This window comes from Paenibacillus periandrae (genome assembly GCF_022458865.1).
GTDB classification, from domain to species: Bacteria; Bacillota; Bacilli; order Paenibacillales; family NBRC-103111; genus Paenibacillus_S; species Paenibacillus_S periandrae.
This window is the reverse complement of sequence record NZ_JAJNMU010000014.1, coordinates 102,125-121,529: the sequence shown is the minus strand read 5'-3', so window position 1 is coordinate 121,529 and position 19,405 is coordinate 102,125. Positions and strand designations below refer to the sequence as shown.

19 protein-coding genes are annotated in these 19,405 nt (G+C 44.3%); all 19 read left to right on the top strand.

Annotated features, from left to right (window positions below; all coding sequences use genetic code 11):
- Position 1: 1 nt before the first annotated feature.
- The 19 genes from LRL21_RS23530 (at position 2) to LRL21_RS23440 (ending at position 19,365) form a co-directional block, all read left to right on the top strand.
- Positions 2 to 2,440, top strand: a complete 2,439-nt coding sequence (locus tag LRL21_RS23530) for a phage tail tape measure protein (RefSeq protein WP_240418242.1) — start codon at positions 2 to 4, stop codon at positions 2,438 to 2,440.
- A complete protein-coding gene (locus tag LRL21_RS23525) occupies positions 2,428 to 2,871 on the top strand; it encodes a phage baseplate protein (protein ID WP_240418241.1) in 444 nt (147 codons plus the stop codon). The genes LRL21_RS23530 and LRL21_RS23525 overlap by 13 nt, the downstream gene beginning before the upstream one ends.
- 18 nt (positions 2,872 to 2,889) lie before the next feature.
- Entirely contained in the window at positions 2,890 to 3,216 is a 327-nt protein-coding gene (locus tag LRL21_RS23520; RefSeq protein ID WP_240418240.1) for a phage baseplate plug family protein, read from the top strand.
- A complete protein-coding gene (locus LRL21_RS23515) occupies positions 3,209 to 4,003 on the top strand; it encodes a phage protein (protein WP_240418239.1) in 795 nt (264 codons plus the stop codon). The genes LRL21_RS23520 and LRL21_RS23515 overlap by 8 nt, the downstream gene beginning before the upstream one ends.
- Entirely contained in the window at positions 4,000 to 4,449 is a 450-nt protein-coding gene (locus LRL21_RS23510; protein WP_240418238.1) for a Gp138 family membrane-puncturing spike protein, read from the top strand. Before LRL21_RS23515 ends, LRL21_RS23510 begins: the two co-directional genes overlap by 4 nt.
- On the top strand, positions 4,431 to 4,790 hold the full coding sequence (locus tag LRL21_RS23505; RefSeq protein WP_240418237.1) for a contractile injection system sheath initiator: 360 nt from the start codon (positions 4,431 to 4,433) through the stop codon (positions 4,788 to 4,790). Before LRL21_RS23510 ends, LRL21_RS23505 begins: the two co-directional genes overlap by 19 nt.
- Positions 4,780 to 5,955, top strand: a complete 1,176-nt coding sequence (locus LRL21_RS23500) for a baseplate J/gp47 family protein (protein WP_240418236.1) — start codon at positions 4,780 to 4,782, stop codon at positions 5,953 to 5,955. Before LRL21_RS23505 ends, LRL21_RS23500 begins: the two co-directional genes overlap by 11 nt.
- Positions 5,948 to 6,589, top strand: a complete 642-nt coding sequence (locus LRL21_RS23495; RefSeq protein WP_240418235.1) for a hypothetical protein — start codon at positions 5,948 to 5,950, stop codon at positions 6,587 to 6,589. Before LRL21_RS23500 ends, LRL21_RS23495 begins: the two co-directional genes overlap by 8 nt.
- 18 nt (positions 6,590 to 6,607) lie before the next feature.
- Positions 6,608 to 9,679 (top strand): hypothetical protein, encoded by a 3,072-nt coding sequence (locus LRL21_RS23490; protein WP_240418234.1) that lies wholly within the window; start codon positions 6,608 to 6,610, stop codon positions 9,677 to 9,679.
- 12 nt (positions 9,680 to 9,691) lie between these two features.
- A complete protein-coding gene (locus LRL21_RS23485; RefSeq protein ID WP_240418233.1) occupies positions 9,692 to 10,306 on the top strand; it encodes a DUF4376 domain-containing protein in 615 nt (204 codons plus the stop codon).
- Positions 10,307 to 10,393: 87 nt separating this feature from the next.
- Positions 10,394 to 10,669 carry a hemolysin XhlA family protein gene (locus tag LRL21_RS23480; protein WP_076233256.1) on the top strand — a complete coding sequence of 92 codons (276 nt, stop codon included), beginning with the start codon at positions 10,394 to 10,396 and terminating at the stop codon, positions 10,667 to 10,669.
- Between the two features lie 40 nt (positions 10,670 to 10,709).
- Positions 10,710 to 11,033 carry a hypothetical protein gene (locus LRL21_RS23475; RefSeq protein WP_240418232.1) on the top strand — a complete coding sequence of 108 codons (324 nt, stop codon included), beginning with the start codon at positions 10,710 to 10,712 and terminating at the stop codon, positions 11,031 to 11,033.
- On the top strand, positions 11,030 to 11,644 hold the full coding sequence (locus LRL21_RS23470; RefSeq protein WP_240418231.1) for a glycoside hydrolase family 73 protein: 615 nt from the start codon (positions 11,030 to 11,032) through the stop codon (positions 11,642 to 11,644). The genes LRL21_RS23475 and LRL21_RS23470 overlap by 4 nt, the downstream gene beginning before the upstream one ends.
- 367 nt (positions 11,645 to 12,011) lie before the next feature.
- Positions 12,012 to 14,333, top strand: a complete 2,322-nt coding sequence (locus LRL21_RS23465) for a helix-turn-helix domain-containing protein (protein ID WP_240418230.1) — start codon at positions 12,012 to 12,014, stop codon at positions 14,331 to 14,333.
- A 212-nt stretch (positions 14,334 to 14,545) separates the two neighbouring features.
- Complete coding sequence (locus LRL21_RS23460) at positions 14,546 to 16,168, top strand: extracellular solute-binding protein (protein WP_240418229.1); 1,623 nt, start codon at positions 14,546 to 14,548, stop codon at positions 16,166 to 16,168.
- A gap of 88 nt (positions 16,169 to 16,256) precedes the next feature.
- Positions 16,257 to 17,213, top strand: coding sequence for an ABC transporter permease (locus LRL21_RS23455; RefSeq protein WP_240418228.1), 957 nt, complete (start codon positions 16,257 to 16,259; stop codon positions 17,211 to 17,213).
- Between the two features lie 44 nt (positions 17,214 to 17,257).
- Positions 17,258 to 18,130, top strand: coding sequence for a carbohydrate ABC transporter permease (locus tag LRL21_RS23450; RefSeq protein WP_240418227.1), 873 nt, complete (start codon positions 17,258 to 17,260; stop codon positions 18,128 to 18,130).
- A 273-nt stretch (positions 18,131 to 18,403) separates the two neighbouring features.
- The gene (locus LRL21_RS23445; protein ID WP_240418226.1) at positions 18,404 to 19,027 is read left to right on the top strand and encodes a TetR/AcrR family transcriptional regulator; all 624 of its coding nucleotides are present in this window, start codon (positions 18,404 to 18,406) and stop codon (positions 19,025 to 19,027) included.
- Positions 19,027 to 19,365, top strand: a complete 339-nt coding sequence (locus LRL21_RS23440) for a DUF1801 domain-containing protein (protein ID WP_240418357.1) — start codon at positions 19,027 to 19,029, stop codon at positions 19,363 to 19,365. Before LRL21_RS23445 ends, LRL21_RS23440 begins: the two co-directional genes overlap by 1 nt.
- Positions 19,366 to 19,405 lie beyond the last annotated feature (40 nt).

The following is a 19,405-nucleotide window of genomic DNA, read 5'->3' as shown; positions in this document are numbered from 1 at the left end:
TATGGCGGGTCTTATTTCTATTGAACATTCAAGTGGCGTGATTGGACAAATTAATCAAATAGAGAATTTCACACGAATCAACTCACAGCTTAATCAATTTATCCAAATTACGAATGAAGTCAAAGATAGCACAGATAAGGTAGAGTCTGGATTCTCTAAGCTTAGGAAATCACTGATAAGTCTTGGTGAAGCTGCTGCTTCAGGTATATATACGGCTCTGAAAGATATTGGAACCGCCAGCTGGGATGCGTCAAATATAGCCGAAAAATCGCTCAATATTATGAAAGTAGGTACAGGTGCAACAGGAGCTGAGTTAAAGGGCTTAATGGCAAGCTATCAAAATCTTGGATCAAGTGTTCCAGATAATCTGAATGCAGTAGCTACTGTAATGGCGCAAGTTCATAAGAGTACGGGTGCAGCCGGTGTAAATTTGGAAGAGATGTCTGGGAAGATTATGAGATTAGGTTCTTTAACAGGAGTAAGCACAAATACGATAGCAACTTCGCTTTCTGGTGTCATGAATGGCTGGAGCATAAGCGCTGATCAAGGCAGTGAAATGTTTGACAAGCTTTATGTTTTATCACAAAAATCAGGGGTAGGCATTAATGTACTTGCTGACAAATTGAATAAATTTGGAGCTCCAATGCGACAGTTGGGCTATGATTTTGATAATAGTGCCAGTCTTATGGCGACATGGGCCAGCAATGGATTGGATGCTGACATGGTATTGGGGTCGTTCTCTACTGCTTTAGGAAAAATGGCTGCACAGGATATAAAAGATCCGGGTAAGGGACTCCAGTCAACGATTGCCCAAATTAAAGAAGCCAAGACAACTGCAGAAGCATCACAAATTGCTATGAAAGCTTTTGGTGATTTGAGTGGTCCGTCAATGGCACAAGCAATTCGTGAAGGAAAATTAGAATTAGGAACGATGCTTCAGGAAATGCAAAATTCTCAAGGAATTATTAATAGTACATCAAAAGAGACGGAAACTTTAGCCAATAAGTTCGATACCTTCAAAAATAAGATTTCGATAGCACTTGCTCCACTCGGAGATAAATTGAAAGACTTAGCAGAAAAATCACTCCCGACAATTGAAAGAGTTTTCAATGATTTATCAAAAAGTCTGACTGAAGCAATGCCAGCTATTGATACATTCGCTAATGGTATAGGTGATGTACTTGGAAAAACATTGGATGGAGTAGTAGCATCAATAGATTTCTTTGTCAAACATATAGATATTTTAGGGCCACCAATTGCCGTCTTTAGTGTCTTCGTGGGTGTGGGTCTTGCCTCTGCGCTATGGTCACTTGCAGCTGCACAATGGGCGGCACTCTCTCCATTGCTGCTATTTATCGCGGCAGGTCTTATATTGGCAGGTATCATTGCTTACTGGATTTTTATTTTTAAAAATTGGGGGAACATAACAAGTTGGCTTGGAGAAAAGTGGGAGCAGTTTAAAAATATGATGTTTGGAGTATTCAATGAAATCGGGTCGTTCATTTCTACTTATTGGCCTTATGTTTTGAACTTAATTCTTCTTCCTATTATCTATGTAAGTGACTTAATCTCTTTTTGTTGGAATAAAATAGTATCAGAAACGATTATTATTTTTCAATCTATAGTAAGCAGTCTGGTTACTATAATGGATGGATTAATGCTTTTTTTTACAGGGGCAATGGATAAATTCCAAATGATCTTTACAGAAGCATTTAATAGTATTCTAGCGTACTGGGATTCTATAGGTGACTTAGTCATGACTATCGGAACAACCGTAAGTGATTTTTTTTCCATGTTGTTCCTTGATTTACAAACTGGTGTTAAAACGATAATGGATATGATAAGTACAGAAATAGATCTTGCGATAAATTGGTTATTACTCCTGCCAGAACGTATGAAGACACTTGGGTCTAACATTATTCAGGGGCTGATTAGTGGTATTAACGAAACTATAGGCAATGTAACGGATATTATAAAAAACGTTGCGAACAGTATTTCAGGTGGGATACGTGATTTTCTGGGAATACATTCACCTTCCAGAGTCATGATGGAAGTAGGCTTTATGACTACTGAAGGGTTGGCACTTGGCTTGGAAGATGGACAGGCTAGAGTAGCGGGTTCATCAGAAAAGGTAGCTGAGGGAATTAGAATTCCTTATGATGATATTGCTCTAAATGGGGATTTGAATTTTCCTGATGCATCTCCAACGTCTTTTTCTTCGGCTATGCCTGCAAATGTATTTTCTTTTAATAATCAGGGTTCTCCAACCAACACTGCAAGCACAGAAATCAATCCCGTCATCAATATCACGGTTAACGGTGATGGCAGCGGGGCCAATGCCCAAGACATTGCTGAGCGGGTCAAGCTGGCGATTCAGGAAGTATTCGAAAGCGCTGCACGCAGGCAAGGAATTGCGGGGGTTCAATCATGGCAACTTTAAATGGTATTCATATATTGGTCGAAACGGAAGATCCTTCTTATGAAATTGAGGTCACAGAGCAGCCGGTTGAAAGTGGACTGGACCTGATGGATCATGTGCGATCAAAAGCAAAAACGATGAACATTAGCGGAATCATTGTCAGTGAAAACCTTCAAGAAGCGGGGCAAATCCGGCAAAATATTTTGAATCTGATGGAAGCCGGTACTCTTGTCGTATACGAGGGGCGCAATAGATTTTATGGAATTCTGACCAGCTTTCGCAGTACACACACCCACCAGATAGCCAATGGTATGTCTTTTTCCGCTAGTCTTAAGGAAGTGCGCATAGCCAGAACAGCTGAAATCGGCAGCCAATCTTTTCCTGTCAGTACGGAAACGGCTCCAGTTACTGTATCAGGGGTACAACAACCGGTTGAAACGACGAATGAGTAGCGTTAGGAGGTTATACTATTGGCATTAATCATTAATATCGATAAACAAAAAATACCATATCGTTTTGAGATTTCACTTGCCGGTACTCTTTATGAGATTGAATTTCATTATAATCCCGGTTTCGATTTTTTTACTGTCGATCTTTATAAAAATAAAGAGCCTTTAGTCTATGGCGAAAAGCTGCTGTACGGATTGCCTTTATTTCACGATATAGAGGATGCCAGATTACCAAAGGTAGGGCTAATACCGCTTGATGCATCGGGGCAATCTGTGGAAGTCAACGCTCAAACGTTGGGAACTACTGTATTTCTGCGTGTGGTCGAGTGGGAGGCTGCATATGGTTAATTTCGGTCGTGTTGTGGAAATTCAGGTGGGGTCTAGGGCTTTGTCCAGCGAGGATTTTACGATAGAATTTACCGTCCCATTTGATAATGATCTGCTGCCCAATGAAAGTGAGATTAAAATCTACAATCTTACAGATACTACCATAAATCTCTTCAAGCTAAAAGAAGAGCTTATCATTAACGCCGGTTATATAGGAAATACAGGAACCATTCTGAAAGGTAACATTTCCAAATGTACAACGCAGTACAGCGGTGTAGATAAAATTACCATGATCCATGTACTGGATGCTGAGAAAATGTCTGATCGTAAGGTCAACGATCTTGCTTTTGCTGAAAATACGAAGGCAAGCACGATTCTCGAACAAATGACAAAAGAACTCGGTATTAAAGTTGCCCAGATGTATTTAAACGAAGATATGAATTATGAGGATGGTTACACGGCCACCGGGGAAATTACCGATATTATCAAAAAAATAGCTGCCGACTGCGGAACAAGTGCCTATATCAACAAGGGTGAGTTATATATTCGTAATTTGCGTCTCGGTAACGATGCCGTCGTTTATTTGTCGGCAGACAGCGGCTTGATCGGCCAGCCTGAAGAATTCGACGATGGTGAGGACAAGCTTAAAGGCATGAGAATCAAATCCCAGCTGCAGCATCTCATCACAACCGCTTCTGTCGTTGAGCTGACTGCCAAGCGCTCTATCAAAAAGCTGCATATCCGCAAGGGCTCGCACAAATGCAGCAGTTCGGATTTTGTAACGGAAATGGAGGGGATTTATCCATGAGTGTCGTAGATGCGGGAAGTGCTGCGAATGCTTTTATTTCCGGAATGTTGGACAAGGCCTTAAATGATCTGTATGTAAGTTTCCCTTGTAAAGTGATTTCCTTTGATCGGGTCAACTGCAGGGCGGTTGTGCAGCCTTTGGTTCGTGCAGGTGATATGCAGCCAGCGGTAATCCAAAATGTACCTATGCTTGGTCAGAAAAGTACAGTGAAGGAACATGAGCTGACGATCATTGATAATGGAGTTGAACGGACGGTTACTGTGAAGGAGCACGATTTGATCGGTATACCGAAAGTGATGGCGGGCGACATCGTTCTGGTCGTTTGCGCCGATGTGGAAATCAAAAATACGCTGTCAGGCCAGATCGCTTCGCCGGACAGCAAGCGCAGGCATAGTAAAAATGATGCTGTTATTGTGGGGGTGCTGCCATGGAGTCTTTTAAACTAATCAATGGAGACCTGGTTATGGAGCTGGGGGAGCTTGTGGTTGTTAATGGACAGGAAGAGATTGCCCAATGTGTAAAGAATGTACTCGGTACGAACAAAGCCGAATGGTTTTTGAATCCGAATATGGGGATCAAGTTCAACGCCTTTCTGGAGAAGAACTTGAATGAAGAGGAAATGCGTGAGCAAATCCGGCAGGGCTTGTTTCAGGAGCCTCGTATTAAGACGGTCGATAAAATCGCTTTTGATTATGATACCAAAAACCGGACGATGGATGTGCGGTTTAGCGCAACAGCTGTTGATGGTCAAAAAGTTGAGGGCGAGGTGATTCGGGATGTTGGATAGTCAGGGCTTTAAACGAAAAAGGTATGCCGATCTGATCGTAGAAATGGAAGCAAAAGCGCGGGTAGCCTATGGGGAAACCGTCAATACCTCGGAGAGATCACCTTTGGGCATTTTGCTGCGCATCTTTGCCTGGTTTCTGAGTAAACCTTGGGAGAAGGCGGAGGATGTGTATTTTTCCGCATATATTAACACGGCACAGGGGGTCCAGCAGGATCGTCTCGGACCTCATGTCGGGATTACAAGAATTGCTGAACAATATGCTTCGGGCACCGTGAATTTTGTCGGGACAGCAGGGTATACGATTCCCGCTGGGTTTGCCGTCCGTACCCAAACCGGGATTTATTTTGCAACAGTAAACAGTGTGACCCTCGATGGGACGGGCTTGGGAACTGGAGCTATTCGTGCTTCTGTCGCTGGGGCTCGTGGTAATGTAGCAGCAGGAACAATCATTGAAATTGTGAATCCGAATCCGAATGTGACCTCTGTAACGAATGCTGTGGCTGCTGCTGGCGGCAGGGAAAAAGAGACCGATCCCGAATTTCGTGAACGATTCACACTCTCCGTATCTGGAGGCGGGGCAGGTACCCTTGATTCGATTCGAGGTGCATTGCTGCGTGTTCCCGGTGTTCGTGCTGCAACGATCATCGAAAACACTTCGCTGCTCACAGATACGGAAGGGCGGCCAGGCAAAAGCTTTGAGGCTTATGTGCTGGGAGGCGATACGGATGCGATTGCACAAAGTATTTTAGATACGAAGGCTGTTGGCATTGAGTCCTACGGTGGCGTGTCACGTACAGTGACCGATTTGTCTGGAGCTCCTCATACGATCAAATTCAGTTATGCCGAGGAGGTTGCCATTCATGTGCGTGCGAACATCAGGACCAATGCGCAATTTCCTGCAGATGGTAACGCACAAATACGCTCGGCTGTCATTCGGTACATTGGTGGAGAGGACAGTGATGGATCGTTATACAGCGGCTTGGCTATGGGTAGTGACGTCATTTATACGAAGCTGATTAGCGCGATCTACAAAGTTGAGGGTGTTGAGGACGTGAATCTGCAAATGGCAGCAGCTGGTGGCTATACATCGGACAATATTGTGATTTCCAGCAATCAGGTAGCTCAGGTGATTCACAGTGATATTGAGGTGGTCAGCCATGCTTAATGTTCGCGATATGCTGAGGCTATTAACGGATAACTACAATAAAAGCCCGCAGAGCAACATCGGCAAGCTGCTGTCGATCATAAATGATCAGCTGAATGATTTATTGCAAACCTTGGATACGATGGAAAAATGGCGGGATATTGATCTGGCTGAGGGCACAACGCTGGATGGCATAGGCCAAAATGTTGCACAACCGCGAGGAGCGGCATCGGATCAGGTATACCGGATCTTGATCAAAACCAAAATTGCCCGGAACTTATCTCGGGGAGACATCAATACGGTAATCCGCGTCATAGCTTTGGCTGTCAAAGCTGAGTATTCGGAGATTGAAATTAAGGAGAAATATACCGAGACCCTGGAGCCCGAGCCTGCTGCGATCTCGCTGCTGAGACTTCCATTAAGTAGGATTAGTGATTCGGAAATCGATTTGAGGCAATTTGCACGTATTATTCAGAGAACTGTTGCCGCTGGTGTAAGGGTTGATGCCGTTGAGCTGCAGGGAACCTTTTCATTAGCCAGTGGTGAAGAGCTTGAGACGGATACAGCTGTCGGTTTTGCCGATACCGATCAGACTACAGGCGGCACGTTAGGCGCGGTTTTCACCCCTTCTGTAGAAACGGAATTACCTATATAAACAAGGAGCGTGGATAGCATGGCTTTTAATAAAGAACTACCCGAATGGAAAGCAGCCGGTATCGAGCCGCCTCTGACAAAACGCAACGAAGGCTGGAAGCCCGGTGAGAAACCGCCTGCTGATTGGCTGAACTGGACGCAGAACAGGACGTATGAGGCTTTGAAGGAGCTGCAGGAGAAATCAGCTGAGATCACCTCCATACAATCGCTGTCTGTGAAATCTGATGTGCGTGTTGGAACTACGGAGAATATCACTTTGTCTGGAACCCAAACGATTAATGGTATTGCTGTTACTGCTGAAGATCGTATTTTGGTTAAAAATCAAAACACAGACAGCCAAAATGGTATCTATGTCGTAAAGGCTGGAGCTTGGGCACGGGCAGCAGATGCCGATACGTCAGCAAAGCTTGCCAATGGTGTTGAGGTATTTGTTCGTGAGGGAACGGTGGGCCGACAAACCCTATGGAGAATGACCAATACCGGTACAGTAATACTGGGTTCTACAGCGTTAACCTTTCAGCAGACCGAGGCACCGCTGGTCTCTCCTGCTTTAACGGGTGTGCCCACTGCACCCACGGCTACGGCAGGTTCCAACAATGCACAAATAGCTACGACTGCTTACGTGGATTCGGTTGTTTCCACAAGCCCAGCAGCTACACCGCTCAACCTTGGTTATGGTCACCAGATAGTGACTGTGCCACGTAATACACCGTATAACCTGCTGAATATCACGGGGCGTACGTTGATTAATTTGCTGGGTAGGGACGGGAATTGTGAGGACATAAGTAAGTGGACAGCGGAAGCATCTACCCTTGCGTTAGATACAGCCAACGCCATTTATGGTTCTAATGCCTTGAAAATTACGGTTTCGGGATCGACGTATGGGGCATTTCGCAAAGAGGTAATTCCAAGTATTGATACTACTAAATATTACCTTCTAGCAGGATTTATAAGAAACGGAACGGGAACCAATGTAAAACTAACGTTGTTCCCAACAGGAGGCACTGGAAGTAGCGAGACTACATCGCAATTGATTACCGATACAAGTAAAATGAATTTTGTTTGGACGGGTATTCAACCTTCTTCCTTTGGTACTGGAACCACGAGTGCAAGAGTGAGTGCGATTGTAACAGGAGGTGCAGGGGCAACTGGATTTTTCGATGGGATTAGGCTGTACAACATAACCCAAGCCGAGTATAACGCACTTGCAGGCATGACAGCCGCACAAATCGCAGCCAAATATCCTTACGTGGATGACATGAAGTCGATTGTGAATCCATATGTGATTAAACAAGGGGAAAACTTGCTGCCGCCGTTCAGTGAATGGAATTTAGCTAGTACAGTCACAGTTACAAAACCGTATCGATTAGAGCAAACTGCCACAGCAAACTATCAAGCATCCAATGTTATCGTAGATGCAATGGAAGGTGTTTCTTATACGCTATCAGGCACTTTCACTCATCCACAATTATATATGGAGTTTTTGGATTTAAATAAAGTCAACATAGGCGCGCCATCGTTTTATTATGTGCCATCAAGTGGTAGCAATATATCTGTCATAGCACCGACAGGTACTAAATTTATCAAGGTATCAACAAACAATCCAACAACGGGTTCATTTTATACAGACAACCTCATGCTCAACATTGGATCAACAGCCCTACCATTCAAACCCAAAGCAGACGATTATCTGTTCTTCCCTAACGTGCAGCTTGCTTCTAATATGGATAACACGATTTTCGATACGCTGTATAAGAGGGACGGAAAGTATTGGAAGCTATCAAGAATAAAGTGGATGGACTTGGATGGGAGTTTAACTTGGCTTTATGATAGTGATCAATCGGGATTTAAAACTGTTAAGTTTACTTCATCTGGCAATATGATTAGCTCTAATGGAGGGGTTATATCCCACAACACAGTAAAGTACGATGGAAAACCGCTTCAAACAACTATTTTTGGTACAGGCGCAGGTGTTCAAGGCGCTATGGATAGAAGTTATATAGATGGTAGTGTCAGTAACATTGTTTATTTGTCCATTGCCGACACTGATAGTGGGTGGGGAGAATCCTACACACCGTCTACCGAAGAGATACGGGCGTATTTCAATGGGTGGAAGATGTCGTCTACTAACACAGCATCACCAGCACCGTATACAGGTTCGGGCAACAAGTATTGGTATACTATAGGTGCTGTGCCGTTGGATTCACAGTGGTATACTGATATTACTTATGCTTCAAATCCGACAAATCGCCCACCAAGCGTGAAACCCTACAAACTCCAATACCAACTAGTTACACCAACAGTGGAGGAAATCGCTGTAGAGGGCGATATCACACTACACGAAGGGCTGAATCATATCGAGGTAGGCAATGGGATGATTGTGAGGGAAAGGGCTGATCTCTATTGGTCCACGGGTAATACAGCACAAATAAATCGTATAGCTCCCGGAAGTCCACTCAAAAACAGGGTGGCAAAGAAATTTGCAATTTACAAGAATGGTATGCTGGATGCGAAATGGTCAACTATATCTGCCGATGTATCCAATTATGGCAATGATAGATATTACACAAATTGGGGTGACTATGATCTATCAGCATCCTATACCGTCACCTATCTCGCGCTCGATCAATACAGCCTAACCAGCAACGTTCAATCCATCCAAGGTGTGTACGCCAGCAATCTCAAAACGGTTGTCGATATGCTGGCAGATAATCAAGCGGATGTGACAACCAGAGTAGGAGTGCTGGAGAATACGAAGGCAGAGAAAGAGAAAATACAATGGATCACGCCAACATTGTTAAATGGGTGGGTTAACGTTGGCTCTTTTTTTGCAACAGCAAGTTACTATAAAGCTAATGGGTTTGTTAGGCTTCGCGGGGCTATTAAGTCAGGCACAGCTTCAACAAATGTGCCCATCTTTGTCCTACCACAGGGTTATAGACCGTCATCCCGTGAATTATTTGCTGTATATTCAGGTGATGGTACTGTGATAGGTACAGCACAAGTTTTCGATGACGGACGTGTCATGTTTATTTCTGGGAACAACATGTCTTTTTCATTAAGTAATATTTCATTTCTTGCTGAACAATAAAGGAGGTCTACCATGAAAGAAGCAATCATAATCAATCTTGACGGATATATGACGGACGTAACATTAGTGGACGACAACGAAACAGGTGTATTTCCTTTATACAAGTTACCTGATTCTAACGAAGAAGGCGAGGCTGAGAAGCCTTCAGAACCTATCGCACCTGTAGTAGTAGGACACAGAGTCTCGATCAGGCCCCCAGAAGGACTCTACAAACCTCAATTTAATCTCGAGACTGAGACATGGGGGGAAGGCCGTGCAGCTTCATATATATTGGAGGACATTCGACAATCCAAAATATCCATATTAAATAATGCCTGCAATGCCGCTATATTGTCCGGTTTTACTTCAAATGCACTCGAAGACGAACACACCTACGATTTTGACTACGAAGCACAGACCAATTTGGGTGGAATGCTGAATGCGATCATGGCTGAAATCGTTACAGAGAAAATCTACTGGAAAGCATCAGGGCTACCCGTCCCGCATACGATAAATCAATTTAAACAAGTATATGCGGATGGATTAACCCACAAAAATAGTCTAATAACCAAGTACTGGACATTAAAGTCACAAGTATTGTCAGCCAATAGCTTGGATGACATCGAATCGGTGACTTGGTCCAAGTAATCTTTTTGAATATACGCATACAACGGCCCTGCACCCTAGCGGGGCTATTTTTTTCACAAGAAAGTTGGTGGAGGAGGAGGAGAATAAATGGAAGAAGCTCAGAAGATTCAGGATCAGCTAACCAATGTGAGAATTGATTTGCGGGAGCTTTCTACGAAAATGGATACCCTCAAGGATATGTCCAAAAAGCTGGAAGAAGTCGAGACGATTGCCAAGAAAGCGATGGAGTCAACGAAGTCGGCGCATCGGCGGCTGGATAAGATCGATAAGTTGACCAGCTGGCTGGCGACTACCGTTATTGGAGCGATCATCCTGGCTATTATCGGTTTTATTATTAAGGGAGGCCTCAATACGACCCCGTGATAGCTGTATAACATAGAGTAGGGAGGAAAGGAGTGACAGGATGGAAAATCAATTTTTTACATGGGAGGCTCTGTCTGCTATGGGCGGGGCTTCTTTGTTGACTTTTTTTATTGTGCAGTATACGAAAAACCAAGTGGATCGCTGGCTGAGGATGCCTACCGATATATACGCAGTGATAGTTGCTTACGCGATATTGCTCGCTTCACAGCTCGCTATTGGCGCGAACGGCAGCGATTGGCGGCTGTATATGCTTAATTTTGCTAACTCTTTTCTGGTGGCAGCGGCGGCGGGGCATTTGCAAAATAAATCCATTCACCCACCAGAGCTTAGCGAATCCAAGGAGAAGGGGGAGCGCAACGGATGAACCCACAAGATTTTATTGCCAAGCTCGCACCTTGGGCCGTTGAAGAAATGAAGCGTACGGGGATTTTGGCCAGCATTACGATAGCCCAAGGTGCACTGGAAAGCGGTTGGGGCGCAGCGGCACCCGGTAACAATCTGTTTGGCATTAAAGGTTCCGGGCAGCTGCAGGAAACACAGGAGTATATTAACGGTCATTGGCTGAATGTGACGGATGGCTTCCGCGTGTATGATGATTGGATCGGCAGTGTATGGGATCATTCGCAGTTTTTAATCGAAAATGGACGTTATGCGAGAGCTGGTTTTTTTGACCGATGTGCCGATAAAGATTACGAGGGTGCTGCCCAGGCATTGCAAACGGCTGGTTACGCAACAGATCCGAGCTATGCCGCAAAGCTGATTGCGATTATTAACAAATGGGGCCTGAATAACTGGGATCTCTCATGTGATGCAGAAAGCGAGGTTGAACCCTTTATGCTAGTTCCGAATGATGCTAATAAAATCATCGCTTTTCTGAAAGCAGCCTATGAAGCTGTGGATGATCCTGGGTCCCGGCAGGAATGCCACCGTTTGGCCAACGAGCTTCGCAAGGCGTCAGGACAGCCTGAGGAATAGGCCTATTCCAATCATAACAGGTTAGCAGGAAAGGGTGCGCAACAAGCGGGTGAACTGTATAACGAGCCAAGCATACAGAGGGCTAATCTCATTAATGGGATAGGGCCCTTTTTTGTTGCTTACCATGAAGCCGTATCCCAAGAGCTGACCGATTATGTGATCAAGCTTACAGAGGAGTTAACTAATTAACAGCGGGTTTATAAAATGGTCTCCCGGCAATTCACATACATAGCGCAACAGACCCATGAACCTGGCGGAGAACCTTCCCCAGGTTTTCTTTAATTTCTTTTTTATTGTAATTAGAGCTGGAGACAGCCTATAATAAGTGTATGAAATCGATTACATTAGAGAGAAAAGGGGGATGTCTATGTACCGGGTCAAGCTGCCCAATACCCAGAATAAGCTTTTTCTAAAGATTCTGCTATATTTCCTTTCCCTATTAATTCCAATCGTAATTATCGGATTGATCGTATTTTTTAATGTGGATCAGCTGATTAAAAAGGAAGTTTCAGAGAAGCTCGTTGTCAATCTGAAGTCATCCTCCAAAACGATCGATGTTTATTTAGGCATGGCCCAATCGACCAACAATAATTTACTTATCAGCGATGTCGTGAGCCAAACGATCAAACCGTATTCGGTGCTTACCGATCAGGAAAAAGCGAGCTTACCTTTTATTGTGCGAGCGATAGCGGCGAACCAGAATATGGTGAGTTCTTTTATAGATAATATATTTTTGTATATAGACGATGAAAAAGTGTATACAAGTGAAGGTGCGATCAATTTCGAGACGTTTTTTGATAAATCGTATCATCTGGACGCTTATAATAAACAGTACTGGAGAGAAAGAATCCAGAGGAGCGGTTTCTTTGAGCTGCTGCCGCCAAGTATGGTTTCCCGTTATGCGGAAAGCTCGAACAAGATGGTCATTCCAAGCGTGACGACGCAATATCTCAATGGCAAGCTGGCTGCTATGGTCACGATGATATCGGTACAGTCAATCATGACAACCTTGACTAACAACTCGCTGTTCCCCTCGACGGCTTACGTCATTATAGATAAAAATAATCATACACTATTAAACGGCGGCGCGTGGAAGGAGAGCACGATTCAGCAGATCAGGAGCCTCTTTGAGCAGGGGCCCGTCCAGACGGTATATGCCAAGGTCGACCAAACCCAGTCCATGATTGTGCGGATTTCATCAGATACGTACGGATGGGACTATTATTCAATCACGCCAACGCATTCCTTTAACAATGAATCCTCCAGCATTCTTAGCCTGATTTGGTGGATCTGTATCAGCCTGGTCGTGATCGGGATCTTATTTTCCTTCCGCTTTAGCGTCAACATTTATAATCCGATCAAAAATATAAGAGATATTTTGCTGCAAAGTGAAAAAGGCAGCCAAATCGGCAGCGGACGAGATGAATTTCAAGTGATCGGAAGTCGTATTCATCAGCTGGTGCAGCAAAATTATGATACAAACCAGAAGCTGAGCATGTATTCGAACGAGCTGCTGGATCAATTTTTCTCCAGTCTGATCAAGGGCAACCCCTGGACGCAAAAAAAACCGATGAAGCAAATGCTGGAGGAGATCGGGTTTCAGAGCGGGACCTACTTATGCTGCTGCTTCCTCTTTCAATACAAGGAGCGGTTTTATCACGATATCTTAGAAGCAGACCGGCTCATGATTATCGAGAAAATGAAGAAGGTTCTACAGGGTATTATGCAGCAGTATGTGAATAGCTATTTAATGGAACACGATCAGAATTTGTACGTCTGTGTCGTTAATCTCAAGCAGGATAATGAACGAGCTTCACTCAACCGGGCGTTGGAGACGATCAAGAAAACCTTTGAATACGATATGATTTATTGCGAGCTTATTATTGGTCTTGGTAAGCCATACAGTAAGGTCAATGATGTTAAAAAATCGTATAGCGATGCCGTTACGGCCATGCAGAGTTTGAGAGATTCGGAAATGTCGATTATGGATGCCACCGATTTGGCGATTGAGCAAAACTACTATTATTCATTTTTGGATGAAAATAAAGTGGTGAATGCTCTGAAGTCAGGCGATCTGGAGCTGCTTATTACCGAAGTGGAGGGTCTCATCCGCATCAATCAGGAACGAGGCGTCTCCTACACCTATCTGGGGGCTTTGTTGGCTGAGCTATTCAATACAGGCAATCGTTATTTGACGGAAAGACAGGTGAGCACGTATTCGCTGCTGACAGAAGAGGATTATATGGCGCTGACCGACAAAAATATGTCACCCTACGAGCTGGCAGAACGAACACGGCGATTGTTCATTTTTTATGAGCAAATTATTACCGAGACGGTAGTGAAGCCGGAGCGCAAAGCGGTGACCGTCATATCTCTGATCACGAGCCATATTGAAAACAATTATGCCAAAGATTTATATCTGGAAAGTATTGCTGATGAAATAGGTCTCTCTTCCAAATATATTTCCCGCATTTTCAAAGAAATCACAGGTACAAGTATTACGGATTATATCAGCTTGATTCGGATGTCCAAAGCGAAAGAAATGTTATTGAATACAGATCTGAAAATCGGCGATATCGCCCAGCAGATTGGAATCGAGAGCCGCACCACCTTTTTGCGCATTTTCAAAAAACACGAAGGCATATCCCCCATGGATTACCGGAATGCCCATTATCGCAAGGATGCCTGAACACAGGCCAAGCTCCAGACTTAAAGCGACTTTTTAGTTCATAGGGGAAAAATGAATCATCGAACCTGAGGAGGAATAACGGCTTACGTTATTCCCTTTTGGTTATATTCAAAGGCAGTCTGCAGCCCTTATGCTGAAAGTGTCAACAAGCGAGTACAGGATGTTCAGCCCTACGAAGTTATTTTTTGCGAAAAAACTAAGGAGGAAGACACATGCAAAAGGGAAAAAAGGGATATGTAGGGGCGGGCTGTGCGGTTGCTTTATTAGGAGGTCTGCTAGCCGGCTGCGGGGAAACTGCGAAGCCAGCCGAGGTAGCTAAACCAGCGGAAACAGCCAAGCCGGCAGAAGCGGCCAAACCGGCGGATAGCGGCAAGCCTCTCGTTTTATCATGGATGAGATATGAGCATCCGTCTCAGGCATTGGTATCCGATTCACAAGCCGTTCAGGAAATTTTGAAAAAGAAAAATGTGAAGCTGGAATTACAAAGTACACCTCAAAGCAACTACGATGATAAAAAGAAAACCTTGATCGCGACGAACAGTATTCCGGACGTTATTATGGTGAAGCAGGATGATCTGTCCAACTTTGCAGATTCAGGTATTTTTCTGGATTTGACGCCTTATCTGGAGAAGATGCCGAACTTCAAAAAAATTCTACAAGAGCACCCGGAAATTAACAAAAACAAATTTGACGGCAAGCTGTTTGGCTTTCCATTGGTGCAAAAGTGGGCGGTTCAGGCAGGTCAGGTACCGATGATCCGTGTTGATTTATTGACCAAGCTCAATTTGAAGGCGCCTTCAACCTACGAGGAGCTTTATACGGTGTTAAAGAAATTTAAAGAAGCCTATCCCGACACGTTCCCTTTCACAAGCCGCGCTGCGAATGGCCTGACAGGAACAGAAAATCTGCTCAATCCGATTGCTTTTGGATTTGGCAGCGGTTACACGAATATTAACGGCACAAAGGTATACTATGATCCGAAGCTGAAGCAATACAAATTCGGCCCGGCGATGCCCGAATTTAAAGATGCCGTGACATACCTGCATAAGCTGTATAAGGAAAAGCTGCTGGACCCTGATTACGCAACAGCCACATCGCAAATTTGGCAGGAGAAGCTAAGCTCAGGCAAGTCCTTGTTCTTCCAGGACAATAATGGATTTGCAACGAATTTCAACCTCGCTCTGCAAAAGAAGGAGCCTGAAGCCAAGTTTGACCTGCTGCCTACGATGGAGAGCGATAAAGGAGTTAAACGAAATGCCGTGTACCAATTAGACCATCTGGGTGAATCCTATGCGATCAGTGCCAAAATCAAAAATCCGGATCAAGTGATCCAATTTATCGATTGGATGTACAGCGATGAAGGCATGAAGCTGACGAGCTGGGGCGTAGAGAACACCGATTACACCTTCGCGAATAACGTGTACAAAATTTCCGATGCTACCCTGAATAAGTTTAAAGATAAGCCGGACCCATACCGTGCTATGGCATCTGCGCTTGGCCTAGGTTATTTGGGCTTGGGTCTGTATGCGGATGACAATCCGAGTATTGCGTCACAGCCTAAGGAATTCCTCGAATGGGGAGATAAGAATCTGAAGGCTTTAACCGATGGTCTTGCCTTCAGACAGTCGTTTGATCCTCCGTTTAACAAAGATGAGCGCGAGAAATTAAAACAATTGAGAACACAATTGGATGCCTTTATGACGCAAAATATGGATAAATATATTATGACCGATGGGGCTTTGAACGATTGGGATAATTTTATCAAGCAGTGTAAGGATAAAGGGGCCAGCGATATCGAAAAAATTTATAATGATGCTCTAGCCAGAGTGAAATAAGGAGCAGATCTAGAGGGAGCCAAGTCTCAGGTTACGGGCCTTGGTTCCTTTTACTTTCTAAATAAAGGAGTGGATTGTTATATCAACTGTGATCGATCACCAGAAGCTGCCGCCCCAGCACGTCGCCGTCCGCAAAAATAGATGGACAGTGACCCTCAAGAAGCTGAATAAAAGCAAGTTTCTTTATACGATGTTTGCGCTCCCGTTCATCTATTTTCTGATTTTTCATTATGCGCCAATGGTTGGCAATTTAATGGCTTTTCAGGAATACTCCATTATGAAGGGTTTCTTCGCCAGTCCGTGGGCGGGCACGAAGTATTTTCAGCAGTTTTTGACAGATCCTTATTTTTGGAAGGTTGTCCGCAACACGTTAATGATCAATGTCTACTCGTTGATTTTTTATTTCCCGGCACCCATCATATTCGCGATTCTAATGAACGAGCTCCGAGTTCAGCTATTTAAAAGAGTGATTCAAACTGTCACGTATGTGCCGCACTTTTTATCTACGGTAGTCGTAGCGGGCATGCTGGTTAACTTCTTGTCAACAACCGGATTGATCAATCAGATTACTCATATGTTCGGTATGGAGGCCAAGACCTTCATGTCGCTGCCGGAATGGTTCCGGACGATTTTTATCAGCTCGGAAATATGGCAGGGCATGGGCTGGAATTCGATTATTTATTTGGCTGCTCTGGCTTCCATTGATCCGCTGCTCTATGAAGCAGCAACGATTGATGGTGCTAATCGGTGGCATAAAATTCGGCATATCACGCTTCCGGGCATTTCTACTGTGGCCACGATTTTATTCTTGCTAACGATCGGTCACATGTTATCCGTAGGCTTTGAGAAAATTATTTTGTTATATAGCGGTCCTACTTATGAAACAGCCGATGTGATCCAATCCTTCGTTTATCGAAGAGGACTCATAGACGCAGACTTCAGCTTTGCAGCGGCTGTAGGTATTTTTCAATCGGTGCTATCGCTTGTACTTATTGTGTCGGCTAACAGCATTTCGAAAAAAGTGAATGGAACCCGTTTATTTTAACCAATTTAAGCCCGTTCGGGTATTTAGTTCAGGAGGTGCAGCCGATGAGCTTGAAGAAGTATAGTCTTTTTGATGTAGTAAATGTAATCATTATGCTCGTAGTCATTATTATCACGGTGTATCCTTTGTATTATATGGGAATTGTTTCCATAAGCTCAGGGTTATCTGTGCAAAGAGGGGACGTCTTCCTTTATCCCATTGAGCTTACGTTGAAGGCTTACAGCGTCGTGTTGGACGATCCTTCGATACTACGCGCATATGGCAACACCTTGTTGTACACGTGTCTGGGTGTGTGTGTGAATTTGATCATGACGACACTTTGTGCCTATCCCTTGTCGAGAAACTATTTGTATGGCAAAGCGCTGCTGTCCTTCTTCGTTGTGTTCACGATGTTTTTTGATGGCGGGTTGATTCCGAGATATATGGTTGTCCATTCGCTTGGGATGGTCAATTCGATCTGGGCTATCTTGATTCCTACGGCGATCAATGTGTTTAACATGATACTGATGAGAACCTTTTTTGCAGAAATTCCCAATGCGCTCCATGAATCGGCTACTGTAGATGGGGCCAGTGAATGGCGGATCCTGCTGCAGGTTGTGCTGCCGCTGTCGATGCCGGTGATGGCCACGATGTTCATTTTTTATGCGGTGGCGCACTGGAACAGCTTTTTCCCCGCTTTAATTTACTTGAATGAAAAGCAGCTGTACCCGCTGCAAATTATTGTGCGGAACATCGTTATTCAAGGCGACATGTCCTCGCAAACGACAGAGATGGGAGCAGGGGAAAATAGCTCCGTTATGGCTCAAAATGTGAAGTATGCGGTCGTATTCATTGCGATTTTGCCCATTCTGGTCGTGTACCCCTTTGTGCAAAAATATTTTATTCAGGGGGCTATGCTGGGAGCAGTTAAAGGATAAACTTCATAGACGATACAGCTAACGCGTGCCGATACGCAATCGGCGCGCCGTTTGCATTTAGCCTGAAATCTAACGGGAAACAATCGCAGCCTTCTCAGCAAGTGCTTCGAGAAATCTTGCATACATAGGCCATTACTAATAGCTTTACGATTTGCGGGAGGTTTTTTCATAACAAGCGAGGTGCAGGCCTCTTGACGTGAGGATAAATTTGTAATATTATAATGTCAGTCACCACTGACAGACATTTGGTAATCTACAGAAAGGGAGTTGATCATGCGTCAAACTAAGCAAGGGAGCACGGAGAAATTGTTACGGGCTGCGATCGACCTAATCTCGGAGAAAGGCTACCACGGCGTTACGACAGAGGAAATCGCTTCATCTGCCGATTTAAGCGAAAAGACGCTTTTTCGACATTTCGGTAGCAAGCAAAATTTGCTTGAAGCCGCCCTTGAACGATTTCAGTATGCCGAAGAGATGCGAGTACTCTTCAACGAGCAGATTGTATGGGAGTTAGAGATCGACCTACTAGCCATCAGTAAAAAGTATCATGACATCATGAACCGAGACCGAAAGCTGATTCTGATCGCCTTAAAAGATGAGGTCCATATCCCCGGATTTAAAGAACGTCGACTGCAACATCCTCGCCAACTGTTGACGTATCTGACAGATTACTTTATATCGATGTGCGAAAAAGGAAATATAGTCTGTACGAACCCCACCATGCAGGCGTTTACATTCTTGATGGCTCAATATGGCGCGTTCATTAACGATTTGGAAGCTGGTAACAATTATCCTGATATCAGTCTCGATCAGTTCATACAAGAGAACGTGAAAATTTTCGTCCAGTCTCTAACTCTTTCCAAAATAAACTGTGAAAAGGAGCGGCAAAAGAAATGATGAATCAGGAAGTTTCCGCATTTATCGAGAACCTTGGTCAACCATGGCAAATCAAGGTCAGCAACCAACTACGCCAGATGGTCCATCAGGTTATTCCGGAAGCCGAGGAACGCATTCAGTACAAGAAGCCCCATTTCCTGAAAAATGGACACTATGCGGCGGTTATATCACCATCGAAGGATACCATTGCATTCATGATCATGAATGCTTCCGGTCTTACGTTTCCGAAAGGATTTGAAGGGCCAGAAGAGAGGAAATGGTTAAAAATCCGTAAAGAGGATACACCCGATTACGATCTCCTGGCCGATCTTCTGGTTCAGGCTTCAAACACTCTGTAGCAAAGTAGGGGAATAATCCACTTCAAAAAACAAGGAGGAT

Coding starts and splice junctions, on each gene's coding strand:
- LRL21_RS23515 (WP_240418239.1), top strand. CDS start 3,209: ATGGTTAATTTCGGTCGTGTTGTGGAAATTCAGGTGGGGTCTAGGGCT.
- LRL21_RS23470 (WP_240418231.1), top strand. CDS start 11,030: ATGAACCCACAAGATTTTATTGCCAAGCTCGCACCTTGGGCCGTTGAA.
- LRL21_RS23445 (WP_240418226.1), top strand. CDS start 18,404: ATGCGTCAAACTAAGCAAGGGAGCACGGAGAAATTGTTACGGGCTGCG.
- LRL21_RS23465 (WP_240418230.1), top strand. CDS start 12,012: ATGTACCGGGTCAAGCTGCCCAATACCCAGAATAAGCTTTTTCTAAAG.
- LRL21_RS23440 (WP_240418357.1), top strand. CDS start 19,027: ATGAATCAGGAAGTTTCCGCATTTATCGAGAACCTTGGTCAACCATGG.
- LRL21_RS23525 (WP_240418241.1), top strand. CDS start 2,428: ATGGCAACTTTAAATGGTATTCATATATTGGTCGAAACGGAAGATCCT.
- LRL21_RS23500 (WP_240418236.1), top strand. CDS start 4,780: ATGTTGGATAGTCAGGGCTTTAAACGAAAAAGGTATGCCGATCTGATC.
- LRL21_RS23530 (WP_240418242.1), top strand. CDS start 2: ATGGCGGGTCTTATTTCTATTGAACATTCAAGTGGCGTGATTGGACAA.
- LRL21_RS23450 (WP_240418227.1), top strand. CDS start 17,258: ATGAGCTTGAAGAAGTATAGTCTTTTTGATGTAGTAAATGTAATCATT.
- LRL21_RS23480 (WP_076233256.1), top strand. CDS start 10,394: ATGGAAGAAGCTCAGAAGATTCAGGATCAGCTAACCAATGTGAGAATT.
- LRL21_RS23490 (WP_240418234.1), top strand. CDS start 6,608: ATGGCTTTTAATAAAGAACTACCCGAATGGAAAGCAGCCGGTATCGAG.
- LRL21_RS23495 (WP_240418235.1), top strand. CDS start 5,948: ATGCTTAATGTTCGCGATATGCTGAGGCTATTAACGGATAACTACAAT.
- LRL21_RS23510 (WP_240418238.1), top strand. CDS start 4,000: ATGAGTGTCGTAGATGCGGGAAGTGCTGCGAATGCTTTTATTTCCGGA.
- LRL21_RS23485 (WP_240418233.1), top strand. CDS start 9,692: ATGAAAGAAGCAATCATAATCAATCTTGACGGATATATGACGGACGTA.
- LRL21_RS23505 (WP_240418237.1), top strand. CDS start 4,431: ATGGAGTCTTTTAAACTAATCAATGGAGACCTGGTTATGGAGCTGGGG.
- LRL21_RS23460 (WP_240418229.1), top strand. CDS start 14,546: ATGCAAAAGGGAAAAAAGGGATATGTAGGGGCGGGCTGTGCGGTTGCT.
- LRL21_RS23475 (WP_240418232.1), top strand. CDS start 10,710: ATGGAAAATCAATTTTTTACATGGGAGGCTCTGTCTGCTATGGGCGGG.